At 73.9% G+C, this 13,889-nt stretch carries 14 protein-coding genes; 6 read left to right on the top strand and 8 right to left on the bottom strand.

Annotation, left to right across the window (positions count from 1 at the left end):
- Together HMPREF3159_RS02570 and HMPREF3159_RS02575 are read right to left on the bottom strand one after the other, a co-directional pair.
- Positions 1-863: acyl-CoA/acyl-ACP dehydrogenase (locus HMPREF3159_RS02570; RefSeq protein ID WP_070499537.1), on the bottom strand; the 863-nt coding region annotated here is incomplete at its 3' end.
- On the bottom strand, positions 863-1,420 hold the full coding sequence (locus HMPREF3159_RS02575) for a DUF4242 domain-containing protein (RefSeq protein ID WP_070499538.1): 558 nt from the start codon (positions 1,418-1,420) through the stop codon (positions 863-865). The genes HMPREF3159_RS02570 and HMPREF3159_RS02575, both read right to left, overlap by 1 nt.
- Positions 1,421-1,572: 152 nt before the next feature.
- On the opposite strand from HMPREF3159_RS02575, the gene HMPREF3159_RS02580 reads away from it, so the two are divergent.
- Positions 1,573-2,130 carry a GNAT family N-acetyltransferase gene (locus tag HMPREF3159_RS02580; RefSeq protein ID WP_083305755.1) on the top strand — a complete coding sequence of 186 codons (558 nt, stop codon included), beginning with the start codon at positions 1,573-1,575 and terminating at the stop codon, positions 2,128-2,130.
- A gap of 1,133 nt (positions 2,131-3,263) precedes the next feature.
- Complete coding sequence (gene pdxH, locus HMPREF3159_RS02585) at positions 3,264-3,953, top strand: pyridoxamine 5'-phosphate oxidase (RefSeq protein ID WP_070499539.1); 690 nt, start codon at positions 3,264-3,266, stop codon at positions 3,951-3,953.
- 118 nt (positions 3,954-4,071) lie between these two features.
- Here the strand turns inward: pdxH and HMPREF3159_RS02590 are convergent, their stop codons facing one another.
- Positions 4,072-4,503, bottom strand: a complete 432-nt coding sequence (locus HMPREF3159_RS02590; RefSeq protein WP_070499540.1) for an AAA family ATPase — start codon at positions 4,501-4,503, stop codon at positions 4,072-4,074.
- Positions 4,504-4,513: 10 nt separating this feature from the next.
- Between HMPREF3159_RS02590 and HMPREF3159_RS02595 the strand changes: the two genes are divergently transcribed.
- The gene (locus HMPREF3159_RS02595) at positions 4,514-4,996 is read left to right on the top strand and encodes a DsbA family protein (RefSeq protein WP_246821435.1); all 483 of its coding nucleotides are present in this window, start codon (positions 4,514-4,516) and stop codon (positions 4,994-4,996) included.
- A gap of 169 nt (positions 4,997-5,165) precedes the next feature.
- Positions 5,166-5,630 carry an SRPBCC family protein gene (locus tag HMPREF3159_RS02600; RefSeq protein ID WP_070499541.1) on the top strand — a complete coding sequence of 155 codons (465 nt, stop codon included), beginning with the start codon at positions 5,166-5,168 and terminating at the stop codon, positions 5,628-5,630.
- A gap of 11 nt (positions 5,631-5,641) precedes the next feature.
- On the opposite strand, the gene HMPREF3159_RS02605 is transcribed toward HMPREF3159_RS02600, so the two are convergent.
- Positions 5,642-6,526: a GH25 family lysozyme gene (locus HMPREF3159_RS02605; RefSeq protein ID WP_070499542.1), complete on the bottom strand. Its 885-nt coding sequence runs from the start codon at positions 6,524-6,526 to the stop codon at positions 5,642-5,644.
- Positions 6,527-6,703: 177 nt separating this feature from the next.
- Positions 6,704-7,441, bottom strand: coding sequence for a glutamine amidotransferase (locus tag HMPREF3159_RS02610; RefSeq protein WP_070499543.1), 738 nt, complete (start codon positions 7,439-7,441; stop codon positions 6,704-6,706).
- Between the two features lie 594 nt (positions 7,442-8,035).
- Between HMPREF3159_RS02610 and HMPREF3159_RS02615 the strand changes: the two genes are divergently transcribed.
- Entirely contained in the window at positions 8,036-8,722 is a 687-nt protein-coding gene (locus tag HMPREF3159_RS02615; protein ID WP_246821437.1) for an aminoglycoside phosphotransferase family protein, read from the top strand.
- Positions 8,723-8,877: 155 nt separating this feature from the next.
- Here HMPREF3159_RS02615 and HMPREF3159_RS02620 read toward each other — a convergent pair whose 3' ends face one another.
- Positions 8,878-10,437, bottom strand: a complete 1,560-nt coding sequence (locus HMPREF3159_RS02620) for an HNH endonuclease (protein WP_070499544.1) — start codon at positions 10,435-10,437, stop codon at positions 8,878-8,880.
- A gap of 190 nt (positions 10,438-10,627) precedes the next feature.
- Here HMPREF3159_RS02620 and HMPREF3159_RS02625 point away from each other — a divergent pair, with 190 nt between their 5' ends.
- The gene (locus HMPREF3159_RS02625; protein ID WP_070499545.1) at positions 10,628-11,095 is read left to right on the top strand and encodes a glutathione peroxidase; all 468 of its coding nucleotides are present in this window, start codon (positions 10,628-10,630) and stop codon (positions 11,093-11,095) included.
- 153 nt (positions 11,096-11,248) lie between these two features.
- Here the strand turns inward: HMPREF3159_RS02625 and HMPREF3159_RS02630 are convergent, their stop codons facing one another.
- Together HMPREF3159_RS02630 and HMPREF3159_RS17320 are read right to left on the bottom strand one after the other, a co-directional pair.
- Positions 11,249-13,129 carry a serine hydrolase domain-containing protein gene (locus tag HMPREF3159_RS02630; protein WP_070499546.1) on the bottom strand — a complete coding sequence of 627 codons (1,881 nt, stop codon included), beginning with the start codon at positions 13,127-13,129 and terminating at the stop codon, positions 11,249-11,251.
- Between the two features lie 212 nt (positions 13,130-13,341).
- Positions 13,342-13,889 (bottom strand): hypothetical protein (locus HMPREF3159_RS17320; RefSeq protein ID WP_210388817.1); only part of this gene is annotated, 548 nt, incomplete at its 5' end.

The raw sequence follows: 13,889 nt of genomic DNA on the forward strand, positions 1-13,889 counted from the left end.
CCCGCGGCGAGCGCCTCGCGCAGGTGCCGCCAGTCCTCCGCCGCCGCGGAGAGCTCCTCGGCGAGGACCTCGCGGGCCACGTCGTCGGCCCCCGCCTCGGCCGCATCCAGCGCCGCCCCGGCGAGGCCGAGGCACATGGCAGTCTGGATCTGCAGGAACGTGGCGCGGACGTCGTCGCGGAAGGCGGGCAGGTCGTGGGTGAGGACGTCCTGCGCGGGGATGCGCACCTGGTCCAGCAGCAGCACGCCGGAGGCGGTGGCGTCCAGGGCCGTGAGGCCGGTGAGCTCCTTGACCCGCACCCCGTCGGCGTCGCGCCGGTGGCGCACGACGGCACGTCGGCCGTCCTCCCAGCGCACGGGCGTGACGACCCAGCCTCCCGGTCGGAGGTTCGAGCACCACGGCAGCACGCCGGAGACGGCGATCGCGCCTTCCGGGGAGTCGGTCGCGAGCAGGGGGATCTCGCCGAGGCCGGCCTCCTCCTTGAAGGCGGGGGCCATGCCGGAGGCGAGGGCCACGACGCCGGAGGCGGCGCCGTCCGGCAGCGGGGTGCCGGTCGTCTCGTGGTACGCGATCGCGGAGCGGTGGCCCCACAGCGCGAAGGCGCTCGCGGTGCAGCGGCGGGCGAGGGCATGGGTGAGCTCCGCGGCCAGGGGCAGCGGTGCGGCCAGGAGGTCGAGCTCCCCGAGCGCGGAGAGCTCGTCCCAGAGGTCCGCCTCGGCCCGGTCGACCTCCCCGGCCCGCTCGGCGACGCGCGCGAGCACGGGCTCCGTCGCCGCGGGCAGCACGGCGAGGCCGAGCCCGTCACGGGTCGCGGGATCCGTGCCGGCCGCAGGCTCGGGGGCACGCTCGGAGGTGGCGGTCATCAGGCGCCGGTGGTGTCGAGCTCGATCGCGCCGAGCGCCCAGATGCGGTCGATGGGGGTGGAGACCGCCTCGCGGGCGCGCACCACGGCGGCCTCGTCGGGTGCGTCGTAGAAGCAGAGGCACTTGGCGGTGTCCTCGCGCACGTAGGTGCGCAGGAAGCTGGTCTCGGGGACCTCGGCGTACTTCGGGGCGTTGGCCTTCTTGCGGGCGAGGTACTGGTCCATCGTGATCTCGGCGGGGATGTCCCACTCCACCAGGTAGCCGGCGCCGCGGCGCAGGGCCTTGATCTCGTCGAGCTCGGCGCCGACCAGGCGCACCTCGTCGGGACCGTGGACGGCTCCGGCGACCTCGCGCAGCTCGGCGACGACCGTCCCGGCGCCTTCGGCGCCATCCGCCTCGAGGATCGTGAACAGGCGGGAGTGGTCCGCGGCGACCTGGGACTCGATCAGCTCCGCCGGGGCCGTGTCGCCCGCTGCGGCGCGCAGGGCGTCGAGCACGGCCTGACTGCCCTCGCGAGTGGTGACGGCGGGCTCGATCTCGAGGAGGAAGAGCGACATGGTGCACCTTTCGTCGTCCGCTCCGACGCCATGACAGGCCGAAGCATTGCTTATGGTGCCCATCAGGATGACACAGCGCGGGGCGCCCTGTCGTCCCCGTGCCCGCAGGCGTCCCGGGCCACGGCGCGCGGGCGGAATGTAGCCTCGCCCCCATGTGCTCGCTCCGACCCGCCGCGTCGGCCGCTCCCGATCCCGCGCCGGACCCGGCCTCCGGCTTCACCATCGACGTCCCGACCCTGGCCGACGTCCCAGGCCTCGCCCGGGTCCACGTGCGCGGCTGGGAGGTCGCCTACGGGCACGCGCTGCACGGCGAGGAGTGGTTCGGCGAGCCCGCGTTCGCGCGGCGCCTCGAGCACTGGACCCGCTGGCTGACCCCGGGCACGCCGGAGGCCGACAAGGGCATCTTCCGGGTGGGCCGCGACGGCGACGGCATCCCCGTCGGCCTCGCCGCCTCCTGGCCGCCCCGCGATCCGCAGCCGGTGCGGGACCGGGAGCTGTCGGTGCTTTACGTGCTGCCGGAGTGGCACGGTACGGGCATGGCGCGCGCTCTGGTCACAGCGCTGATCGGCGAGGAGCCGGCGAGCCTGTGGGTCGCCGAGGACAACGCCCGCGCACAACGCTTCTACGCAAAGCTCGGCTTCGCGCCCGACGGGGCCCGGCACGTGGATCCGCGGTGGCCGGCCCTGCCGGACGTCCGCTTGGTGCGCTGAGTCCAGGCTGCAGAGCCCGGGCCCGGCGCTCGATCACGGCACGGGCCTGCCGGTCAGCGCGCCGATCCGTGCTCGGCGCCCGAGCGGCAGGCCCCGCGTTCAGACCCAGAGCACGACAGAGTCCGCGGTGAGGGCGCGGCAACACTCGGACAGCGTGATGCCGAGCCCGGCCGGTCCGGGACCAGCATCCCGCCCTCCGGGCGGCGCGGGACCGCAGCGGATCCTTGTTGGTCAGCCGGTCCTCGACCGTGTAGACGACGGGGTCGCCGTTCTCGTCGTAGAGCGTCACCTCGTAGGTCTCGTCGTCGATCCTGCGGATGTGCTCCTGGATGAACTCCGGATCCTGCTCCGAGAGGGCGCCCGACGTCGCGACGACCATGCAGTTGCCCACGCCTGCCTGATTCATCGAGTCAAGGCCGTACTCGGCGGGGTCGTCGAGCGGGATGTCGTCCTCGAGGTCCCGGTCCTCCTGCCAGAACCAAGCACCGCCGTCGGACCAGCCGCCGATGAACGACTGGACCTGCGGGCCGTCCTCCGGTCCCCTCTCGTCCGCCGCACCGCCTCCGGACGCTCCGTCGGCTGCGCCATCGGCCGACGAGGCCGCGTCCTGCTCCTCGGCATGGGTGCGGGCCTCCTCACCGTCGGCCCGGAGCGCGGCGACGGTGGAGCCCACGGTCCCGAGCCAGGTCTCCCATCGCTCCCTGAACCCGTCAGCGTCGGGGCCGTGCCAAGTGGTCCCCTGCGCTGTCCCGCGGAGCGCCTCGAAGCGCTCCTCCAGCAGCCCGGCCCGCTCCTGGACGGAGTCCGCCCAGATCCTCAGCTGCCCGACGTCGGCTCCCAGCCTCCGCGGTGCTCCCGGCACTCGCGGCGCTCCCGGCGTGCAGCGTCCTGCGCTCTCGGCTCCCCACCCGGTCGTCCCCCGTCCCCGAGCACACCTCGCAGCCCGGATGCCCCGCACGTCCCGTCCACCCCGGCACGTCCATCAGGGCAGTCCGTCGCCGGACGGCCTCCTCGGAGCCTATCCGGACTCGTCGCCCGCCGCATCGGGCCGGTCCCGGATGTGGACAGTGCATGGCGGGCGGCGTCGGGCAGCGCCCGCGCACCACGCCCAGCAACGTCCTAGGATCGCAGCCATGACCAGCGCCTCGGACCGCCTCGCCGGCGAACGCCTCGACTACCTCGCCGGCTCCCTCGCGGACGCCGCCCCCGCGGACCCGCTCGCCCTGTGCGACGCCTGGCTGCAGGACGCCTTCGCCCGCCGCGACTCGCACGGCGACATCTCGGACCCGACCGCAGTGGTGCTCTCCACCGTCGCGCTCGACGCCGACGGCGCGCCCCGGCCGCGCTCCCGCACCGTGCTGTTGAAGGGCCTGGACGAGCACGGGGCGAGCATCTACACGAACCTCGACTCGGACAAGGCCCGCGAGCTGCGCGCCACGCCGCGCGCGTCACTGCTGCTGCCGTGGTACCCGCTGCAGCGGCAGGTGCGGATCGAGGGCGCGGTCGAGAAGCTGTCCGCCGCGGAGTCCGACGCCTACTGGGCCTCTCGCCCGCGCGGCTCTCAGCTCGGCGCCTGGGCCTCGCACCAGTCCCGCCGGATCGACTCGCGGGAATCGCTCGAGGCGCAGTACGACGAGGTCGAGGCACGTTTCGAGGGCTCCGAGGTGCCGCGTCCGGAGTTCTGGGGCGGTCTGCGGATCCGTCCGGAGCGGATCGAGTTCTGGCAGGGCCGGGCGCACCGGGTCCACGACAGGATCGTCTACGAGCGGTCGGCCGACGGCGCGACCGCCGGCGACTGGACGCGGCACCGCCTGCAGCCCTGAGGACCGGTGAGTGGGTGGACAGCACGATCTGCGAGCCGGCGTCGGCGATGCCCTGCAGCAGTTCGAGCAGGGCGAGGCAGCCGCTGAAGGACAGCGCCGACTCGGGCTCGTCCAGCAGTCACAGCCCGCGGATCCTCGAACGCTCCGTGACGAGCGCGAGGAAGGACTCGCCGTGGCTGCGCTCGTGCATCATCCCGCCGACGCCGATCTCCTCGTAGTACGTGAACAGGGAGTGCATCGTCTCGGCGCGCAGGAAGAAGCCAGAGCGCGGGGCGCCGGCGCCCCGCACGAGCTGGAGATGCTCGGCCAGCGGGGACTCGGTCCGACGGGTCGCATGCATCGCCCCGGTCCCGCCGCCCTCCGGATTCAGCCCGAACGCGCCGGCGAGCGCCTCCACGAGGGTGGACTTCCCGGTGCCGTTGTCACCGGTCAGCACAGTGATCGGGCCGAGCTCGAGGCCGTCGCGGAGCACCTGGCGGATCGGGGCGAGGGTCGCCGGCCACGCCGCGTGGTCCGCGGGGGCGAGGAGGTGCTCGCGCAGCTCCCGCATCAGCAGGACCGTGGTCGACGTCTACCTCGACTTCCTGTGTCCGCACTGCCAGACCTTCGAGGCGACCCAGGGACCGGACCTGCAGGAGATGGCCGAGGCCGGGGAGATCACGCTGCGGATGCACCCCCGCCCGATGCTCGACGCGACCTCCTCCCCCGCCGGCTACTCGGGCCGCGCCGCCGATGCCGCGCTCTGCGCCGCCGCGGAGGACCCCGCGAACCGGTACCCGGAGTCGGCCGCCCTCTTCGCGCAGCAGCCCGGCTCCGCGGGGCTCCCCGATGAGGAGCTCATCGGCATCCTCGAGGAGGCCACGTCGGTCGACATCTCCGACTGCCAGGCCGAGGGCACCTACCTGCCCTGGCTGGAGCGGGTCGTCGAGCCGGAGGCCCAGCAGGCCGTGCCGGGCACGCCGGCCGTGCTCATCGACGGCGAGCAGTTCAGCGGCGAACTCGCGAGCTCGGGGTCCGTGCGGAAGGCCGTCGAGGCGGCCTGAGCACCGCGCGCCCGACCGACCGCTCGGGCGCACGCGAGCACGGCAGGAGATGTCCCCGGTCACTCCCCGCACCCCGTTCGGTGTCCCCCCGGCGACGCCAGGGCGAACACCTGAGGACAGTCCAGCTCCCGCCCTGGGTTCTCCCCGGGGCCGGTCCTACCGTGGAAGCATGCAGACCGAGACCTGGCACTCCCCCGTCGGCCTCACCCACGACGCCGGGTGGGAGCTCGACGTCCGACGCACCCTTCCCGCCCCGCCCTCCGAGATCTGGCAGCGACTGCTCGCCGAGTGGCTCCCCCAGTGGCTGGGCGTCGAGTCCGTCCCCCAGATGGTCGGCGCCCCGGTGCGCCGCGGGGGCCGGGTCCACGGCCGGGTCATCGGCTGCCATGTCGGCCGACGCGTCCGCCTGCGCTGGACCCCCGACACCCTGGACCACGAGACCGTGTTCCAGGTGACGCTCCAGGAGGCCCCGGAGTCCCTCGGCCGAGCCACGATCCTCGAGATCCATCAGGAGCGCCTGCTCGGCGCCGCCGAGCGACAGGGCCTGCTGGACCACTGGAACCTCGTCCTGGACGACGTCGTCGCCGCCCACGGCCGCGAGCTCGCCGGAGGCCGCATCGACCTGCAGGGCTGAGAGCTCGGCAGTCAGCCCTCGTCGACCTCGTGGCCGATCGCGCCCTCGCCGTCGGGGATCCCGGCGTGCTCGCGCAGCACCTCGATGCGGGCGACGTCGATGTCCACGCCGCCGGAGATGCCGGAGACCGTCCCGTCGAAGCGCAGCTGCCACACAGCCCAGTCACCCTGCATGGGGCGGCTGCCTGCGGAGAACAGCCAGTCGGGGCGTGAGTCCGTGACCGGCAGGCCGTAGTGGTCGCGCCACTCCGAGGAGGAGTAGATCAGCAGACGACGGCCCCAGGCCTTCTCGACGATCGCCGTGAACGCGTCGACCTCGGCCTGCGCGTCGACCGCGCCGGGCCGCTCCTCGCAGGCGCCGTCGAACTCGAGGTCGAGAGCGGGCGGCAGCGCCGAGTCGTCGGGCGGGGCCGCGGCGAGGAAGTCCTCGGCCTGGTCCGCGCCGGAGGAGCAGAGCGTGAAGTAGTGGTAGGCGCCGGGGACCACCCCGGCCGCCTGCGCGCCGTCCCAGTTCTCCTGGAAGCGGGAGTCGACGAAGCCCGCGCCCTCGGTCGCCTTGATGTACGCGAAGCCGTACCCGTCGTTGGCGACCGCCGCCCAGTCGATCTCCTCCTGGTGGGCGGAGACGTCGATACCCATCACCTCGTCGGGCGCGAGCGTCGTCTCCGCGGGCAGGTTCTCGAGCGCGGCCGCGTCAGCCGAGGTCGCCGCGACCTCCATCGCCGCGTCGTCGGCGGTGAAGGGCGCCGGATCGCTCTTGGCCGCCTCCTGCCCGCCCCCGCCGAGGCCGCGGATCACCGAGACGGAGCATCCGCCGATGACCAGCACGAGCAGCAGCGCGAGGGAGCCCGCGACGATCTGGCGTCGGCGGACCTGCTCAGGCGTGAATCGTGGCACGCACCGGACGCTACCGGAGCAGGCCAGGTCGTCGCGGGAGACGTGCCGGGCGGGAGCGGAGGAAGGACAACGCTTCCCGGCTCCCGGCGGGGTCAGCGGGTGCGCCGGGTCAGTGTGCGAGTCGGGTCAGTGTGCGAGTCGGGTCGGCACGGGAGCCGGCTCAGCGCGCGAGTCGGGTCAGCGCGCGAACAGCTCCGCGAAGGCGCGCAGGAGCCGCGGCGGCTGGTCGGCCTCGACGTGCCGCAGCTCGGTGAAGATCTCCTCCATCTCGTCGGGCGAGAAGTAGCCGTGGTCGCGATAGGCGCGGGCCCGCTCGATGATCGAGGGGACGTCCAGCTCGGGGTGGAACTGGGTGGCGTACTGCCTGGTCCCGACGCGGAACATCTGCACCGGTGCGGTGCGTCCGCTCGCGAGCGCGGTCGCGTGCGGGGGCAGCGTGTGCACTGCCTCCTTGTGGCCGACGAGCCCGAGGAAGGTGTCCTCCAGCTGCGCGGCGCGGACCAGCGGGTCCTCGCGACCGGCCTCGGTGAGGGTGACCTCGACGGCGCCGAGCGGCTCACCGTGGGTGCGATCGATGAGGGCACCCTGATGGGTGCCGAGGGTGCCGATGCCGTAGCAGGCGCCGAGGAAGGGGACGTCGTGGGCGATGACCTCGTCGAGGACGCGGTCGATCTCCGCCTCGGCCCGCAGCTGCGCCTCGCTCTTGGAGCCGACGGGGTCGGACACGGTGAAGGGGCTGCCGCACAGGATGATGCCGGAGATGTCGTCCATCGCGAGGTCCGGGAAGGGGTCGCGGTCCAGGCGCGCCCAGAGCAGGTCCTGCTCCTGGAGGCCGGTGAAGTCGAGCACGGCGGCACGCTCGGTGGCGGCGACGTCGTCCTCGGGACGGGTGGCGATCTGCACGAACGGTTTCACCAGCGCATCGTATCCACTGGCGCGCGGTGCTCCCGGCCGCCGGCGCAGGCCCTTGCATCGCCGGTGATGGACGGCTCCGCGCACGTGCCGCCGGACCGTGCCGCAGCGCGTCGGCGCGCTGCGGTCCTGTCGGCGCGCACTGCTGTCCTGTCGGCACGCACCGCGGTCCCGCCGGTCGGGCCGGCCTCTCCCGTGGTCTGCGGGGCGTCGACGACGCTCATCGAGGAGATCCCGTGACCGCTTCCCCCGCTCGTGGCCTCGCGCTGACTCCCGCGGCCGTCGAACGGCCCGCCGTGCTGTGCGCCGAGCGGGTGCTCGCCACGTGAGCTCACCGGCTGCTCTGGTCGCGGGGCATCCGCTCCCGGAGGGGTTGCGGGCGGCGCAGGACCCGGCGCTGTGCGCGTGGCTCCCCGGCCTTCCTGCGCTTGTCGGCGAGGTGCTGGAGCGGTGGGAGCTGACGGCGCTGCCGCCGCTCCGACCGGGCGGTTCGAGCGCCTGGGTCGCACCCGTGCGCACCGCCGACGCGGGCGAGCGGGTGCTGAAGGTGGCGTGGGCGCATGAGGAGTCCCGCGACGAGGCGGCAGGGATGCGGGCGTGGCAGGGCTCGGGGCGGCGCAGATGCTGCGCTGCGAGCGGCGAGGTGACACGGCGGCTCTGCTGATGGAGCACGTGCGGCCCGGGGTGCCGCTCTCGCGCTGCCTGACCTGGCCCGAGCGGGACGAGATGGCCGCGGCGGTGCTGCGTCGGCTGCGCGTCCCGGTCGAGGAGCTGCTCGGTGCGAACGGCGATCCGGCCGCCGGCTCCACCCTCCCCGCCCCGTCCTCGTTCCGGCCGCTCGCCGACATGTGCGCGTGGTGGGCCGACAGCGCCGCCCGGCGGCACGCCGAGGCCGTCCCGTCGCTGCTGCCGGCGGGGCTCGTCGAGCACGGCCTCGGTCTGTTCCGCGAGCTGCCCCGGGACTGGGACGGGGAGCAGATCCTGCTGGTCACGGACCTGAACCCGGGCAACATCCTCACCCATGACGGGCCGGAGCGGTGGCTGATGATCGATCCGAAGCCGTACATCGGCGATCCGCACTACGACGTGCTGCAGCACATGCTCGGCGACGGGGAGCGCCTGGTCGCGGCTCCGGGGGCGTTCGCCGATCGAATGGCTGATCTCGCGGGGCTGGATCGTCGGCGGACCCGACGGTGGCTGCTGGCCCGCTGCGTGCAGGAGGCCGGGGACTTCGGCGACGCCGCATCGGCGGCGCTCCGTCTCGCGTCCGACGGGGTCGAGTGACGTTCCAGGGTTCCTGCGGCCTGCGGGGTCGAGCGACCCGCCAGGGTTCTCTCGGCTGACGGGGTCGAATGACTTCTCAGGGCCGCTGCTCCTCACCGTTCGGTCCGTCATCGGGCCCGTCGCTCAACCTGAACTGCCAGTCCTCCCCGGCTCGACTATGCGTCCGTGCCTGGCGGCGCGTCCCGGCCTGACGACGACTCGCCTCGTCCCGACGCTCCGTCGGGGTCCGACGACTCTTCTCTGCCCGGCCTTTCCCTGCTCGCCAGCCCCCGCAGCGGCGTCGGCCCGGTCTCCCGCGCCGCGCCGGAGTGTCCGGTCCAGCGCACCCGGTGCCCGGGCAGGGCAGGGTTCTCGACCCGTTCGACGCGGGCGGCGAGCTGCTCCTTCTTGTTGCAGTGGGCGCAGAGCCCCTGACCGTTGTCGAGGCTGGTGGGGCCCCCGCGGGAGACCGGGACGATGTGGTCGTACTGGCGGATCTGCGCATTGCAGAACGGCCCGCGGCAGGTGGTGTCGCGCCGGCTGAGGAAGCGTCGCATCGCAGGAGGGAAGGGTCGCGAGGCGGCGTCCATCGCGACGAGCTCGTCGGCCGTGGGATGGGCGTAGAGACGTCGCAGCGTCGCCCGCACGGCCTCGCCGTCGGGCCCGAAGGGATCGCGCTCCCCCTCAGCGGGCGGGGTCGTGCAGGCCAGGAGCTGCTCGCGCACCGCCACGGCCGGCACGGCGCCGTAGCCCTCGAGATGGGCGACGTCGCCCGCGTCCGGAGAGAACAGCGCACGGTCGGTGATGATCACGCCGACCTCGAGAGTGACCGGCGGCGCCCCCTCCCCGGGGCGCAGCACCGCGTCGATCAGCGCGTCCGCCATCACGGCGGAGTGGCCGCTGCGGTCCCCGGCGGCGCGGCGTCGCTCCGCCTCGCGGCTGAGGCGGCGGTGGATCTGCTGTGCGTCGAGAGCGGAGAGTCGCGCCGTGAGGGTCGCCATCCCGTGCTGACCGGGGGTCATCGTGACGTGGCGGTCCCTGCGCGCCCGGCGGTGGCGCAGCGCCGCCCCCTCCGGGTCGAGCTCCCCGGCGACGGTCGCGACCACGTCCCGCCACCTGCGGGTGCCCGCGCCGTCGAGCTCGGGGAGCCGCTCGCCGAGGATCCGGTCGACCTCGCGGGCGAGGTCCGGGTCCAGCACGGCGGACGCGTCGGCGACGGCGTAGGCGGCATCCCCGCCGATCTGTCCCGCGGCCAGCGCCGACATGATCCGCGGGAGGGTCTCGACGAGACGTCGGGCGGAGGCGAGGGTGCGGCCGGCCATGTGCGGGGAGCGGCGGGTGATCAGGGAGAGGTCGGTGACGGTGGAGCCGTCGGCCTCCTGCTCGATGCGGCTGCGCGAGGGGGTGGCGGCGTCCTCGTGGGCGGCATCGTCGCGTGCCTGCTCCCAGCGCTCGCGGCGCGTGGTCTCCTGCAGGGCGATCACGGCGCGGGCCTCGAGAGAGTCGAACGCCCCGCGGGAGGCCTGGATCGCGCCGAGCAGGTCGGAGAACTCTCGGCGCGCCCGGCCCTCGGTCGTGAACAGCTCTGCGGGGTCGCTGGCGAGCCCCTGGAGGAGGAACGCCAGGTCACCGAGGTGCTGGGCGAGGCCGACGGGGTCAGTGCGGCGCAGCGCGGCGAGGGTCTCCCCGGGGGTGTCCTCCCCCGAGGAGCCCGGGAACCACGGTGCGCTCGTCATGCCTCCATGCTTCCGGCGCCGGTGCCGGAGGGCCAGGCAGGGGTCGGAGATGGGGACGGAGAGGCGGTGTGGAGGAACGGTCGGCGGTAGGGGCGCAGACGAGAGCGGGGTGAGGAGTGGAGCAACGGTCCAGCGCCCAGGCGACGCCGGCCTCGCCCACCGCCCAGCCCCGGGTCCCACAATGGAGGGCATGACGACTCTCGCAGACTTCACCGCCACCGCCCTCTCTGGCACCGAGCAGGACCTCGGCGAGCATCTCGGCTCGGTCGTGCTCGTGGTCAACACCGCCAGCAAGTGCGGGCTCACCCCGCAGTACGAGGGGCTGCAGGCCCTCCACGAGCGCTTCGCCGACCGCGGACTCACCGTGCTGGGCTTCCCCTGCGACCAGTTCAACAACCAGGAGCCCGGCACCGACGACGAGATCTCCGAGTTCTGCCAGGTCAACTACGGCGTCACCTTCCCGATGTTCTCGAAGATCGAGGTCAACGGCGAGGGCGAGCACGAGGTCGAGGGCGGGCTGAAGATCCCCGCCGGGGACATCGAGTGGAACTTCGGCAAGTTCCTGCTGGACCGGGACGGGCAGGTGCTGCGTCGCTGGTCGCCGCAGACCACCCCCGAGGAGATCGCGGACGACATCGAGGCCGCGCTCGGCGCCTGAGCGGCCGACGGCCGGCCGGGATGCCGGACCCGAGGGCTCCGGGCGCGACGGCTCAGAGCGCGACGACTCAGAGCGTGACGACTCAGTGCGTGACGACCTCGGGCGCGGACCCGACGGCCTCGCCCCGAGGCCGTCGGCCCGGCGCCGCCGGGCTCACCCGGGCAGCGACCACCCGTCGGCGACGACGGCGTCCCGGTCCCCGGGCCGATCGGTGTCCACGAGCACCTGACGCCGGTCCAGGACCCGCAGCCGCCCCACCCAGGCGCCGAGGCCGCGGGTGGAGCCGTCGGTGGTCAGGGCGAGCCGCACCTGCACCTCGCCCGAGAGCGGACCCGACGTGTCCACCAGCGGGAACGTCCCCGTCCATGCCACGCGCCGGCCCCAGCCGGTGATCGTCCCGTCGGGGATCTCGACCGGCTCCTGGTGGCGGGCGGTGAGGCGTCCCGGCAGGGGCGTCCAGCTCTCTCCCCCGTCGGCCGAGACCTCGAGGACCAGCAGGTCGTAGGCGGTCTCGAGGTGCGCGAACAGCTCCGCCTCGAGCACCGGCTCGCGGCCGGGCAGGTCCGCGGAGATCTCCAGGGTCGCCGTGGCGGCGTCACGGTCCCCGGCGCGCCAGCCTGACCGCACGCTCTCGGGGACGACCCCGAGCGCATGGGCCACGCAGGTGGAGACCTCGCGACGGGTGACCGAGGTGGTGGACCACTCGCGGGTGGGGTGCACCGAGTTCGTCAGCAGCACCACGACCGTCTCGGTGAGCGGGTCGATGACCAGCGAGGTGCCGGTGAAACCGGTGTGCACGCCGCTGTACGGGCTGGTCAGGCCTGCGTGGTAGAACCAGGCCTCGAGCTCGGGGCCGAGGCCGCGCCGCGCGCCGCCGACACCGGTGATCTCGGCGATGCGGTCGGTGAACATCGACTCGACGGTGTCGGGCTGGAGGATGCGGGCCCCGCCGTAGATCCCGCCGTGCAGGAACATCTGCGCGAACACGACGAGGTCGCGGGCGGTGGAGAACACCCCGGCATGCCCGGCGACGCCGCCGAGGGAGTAGGCGTTCTCGTCGTGGACGTGCCCGTGGACGAGCCTGCCGTAGTACTCCACGTACTCGGTCGCGGCGATGCGGTCCTTCAGCTCCGCGGGCGGGTTGTACATCGTCTCGTCCATCCCGAGCGGGCCGGTGATGTGCTCGCGCACGTACGCGTCGAGGCTCGTCCCGGAGAGCTTCTCGACGATGAGCCCGAGCGTGATCAGGCCCAGGTCGGAGTAGACGTACTTCGTGCCGGGCGGGGTGCTCGGCGCGACGGTGAGCACCGCGTCGATCCGCGAGGGGATGTCGGGGTGGGCGGAGTAGAGGTTGATGAAGGCGGGCAGTCCGCCGACATGGGTGAGCAGGTGCTGGACCGTGACCTCGCCCTTCCCGTTCTCGGCGAAGCGCGGGAGGTGGTCGGCGACGCGGTCCTCGAGCGAGAGCAGCCCCGCCTCGACGTGCTGCATGACGGCGGTGGCGGTGAAGATCTTCGAGATCGAGGCGAGGTCGTAGATCGTGTCCGTCCGGGCGGGGATCCGCTCCGCCTCGGGCAGCTCGGTGCTCGCGTCCTGCCAGCGCAGCGCATACCCGTCGGCGTGCTCGTAGGCGATGCCGCGCTGCGAGGCGACCAGGAGCGTGGCGCCGGAGAAGCGGGGCGGGTCGTTGTCGAGGCCGGCGCGGAGGATGCCGGGCAGCTGGGCGAGCACGTCGGCGTCCAGGCCGACGTCGGCGGGCTCGACGTCCGCGAGGGTCGTCGAGGAGCCGCGCCGGTTCCAGGGGTGGGGGTGGGGTCCGCCGGGCCGCCAGCCGGGGGCGGAGGCGGCGGCCTGCTTCTCGGGGCGCGCCTTGCGCGGCGCGGGATCGCCCATGGCGTGCGCGGCGGCGGGGAGGCCGACGGCTCCGGTGCAGGCGGCGAGCGCCCCGGCGGTGAGGCCGACGCGACGGGTGATGCCGGGCTGATCGGTGCGGGGCTGGTCGGTGCCGTTCTGGTCGGTGCCGGGCTGGTCCATGGGGCTCCTTCGCATCGGGTCCGTCGCGCGGCCGGGGGCGTCCTCGATGACGCCGCACGTCCGTCTCCGCTGCTCGGACCGGGTGGCACGCAGGCTCCGCTCCCCCTGGTCGGGAGCCTCGCGCGCCGCCGACCAACCTATCCCCAGCCCTGTCGTGTGGCAACCGTCATACGCCGGGTGCAGGGGCGCGGGCTCGTCGTCGGCTCCGCAGGTCAGCGACCGCCGACGGGGCCGCTCCCCCGTCGAGCCACCCGCACCTCGCGCAGGCCGAGCGCCAGCAGGACGATCGAAGCCGCCCTCAGCCCCGCCACCACCAAGTCCCCGAGGATCTCGAGGATTCGGGCGACGAGCACGACGCCGTCGGGGAACCGGTCCAGGTCACCGGAGACGTCGATGTCGAAGAGCAGACCGAGCAGGACCGGGGCGATGGCGAGCACCCCGCCGATCCAGAGCCGGCTCCCGCGACGGGCATGCACGATCACGATGATCGACAGCACCAGCGCCGCGACCCAGAGGGCCAGGCTTCCGAGCGCCAGAAGGGCAACGACGGCCCCGAACGTGGCCCGACCGCCGGGGTCGGCCAGCAGCCCGGTCCACGTCTCGAGGGGCCGACCCGCCATGAGCAGCTCCAGGAGCAGGCCGACGAGGCCGCTGATCACCATCACGGCCATCACGGCGATCAGGGCGCGCGCCGTGCGGACCGGCGGCTCGGAGGGCGCGGGCGGGACCGGCCCCCGAGGCGGCCACGACCCGCCGTCGG

Source organism: Brachybacterium sp. HMSC06H03 (assembly GCF_001807385.1).
Taxonomy (GTDB): Bacteria; Actinomycetota; Actinomycetes; order Actinomycetales; family Dermabacteraceae; genus Brachybacterium; species Brachybacterium conglomeratum.

What these genes read in the sequence shown, in the direction of transcription:
- HMPREF3159_RS02620 (WP_070499544.1), bottom strand. Translation starts at nt 10,437, where the DNA reads ATGACGAGCGCACCGTGGTTCCCGGGCTCCTCGGGGGAGGACACCCCC.
- HMPREF3159_RS02575 (WP_070499538.1), bottom strand. Translation starts at nt 1,420, where the DNA reads ATGTCGCTCTTCCTCCTCGAGATCGAGCCCGCCGTCACCACTCGCGAG.
- HMPREF3159_RS02625 (WP_070499545.1), top strand. Translation starts at nt 10,628, where the DNA reads ATGACGACTCTCGCAGACTTCACCGCCACCGCCCTCTCTGGCACCGAG.
- pdxH (WP_070499539.1), top strand. Translation starts at nt 3,264, where the DNA reads ATGACCAGCGCCTCGGACCGCCTCGCCGGCGAACGCCTCGACTACCTC.
- HMPREF3159_RS02590 (WP_070499540.1), bottom strand. Translation starts at nt 4,503, where the DNA reads ATGCGGGAGCTGCGCGAGCACCTCCTCGCCCCCGCGGACCACGCGGCG.
- HMPREF3159_RS02600 (WP_070499541.1), top strand. Translation starts at nt 5,166, where the DNA reads ATGCAGACCGAGACCTGGCACTCCCCCGTCGGCCTCACCCACGACGCC.
- HMPREF3159_RS02580 (WP_083305755.1), top strand. Translation starts at nt 1,573, where the DNA reads ATGTGCTCGCTCCGACCCGCCGCGTCGGCCGCTCCCGATCCCGCGCCG.
- HMPREF3159_RS02630 (WP_070499546.1), bottom strand. Translation starts at nt 13,129, where the DNA reads ATGGACCAGCCCGGCACCGACCAGAACGGCACCGACCAGCCCCGCACC.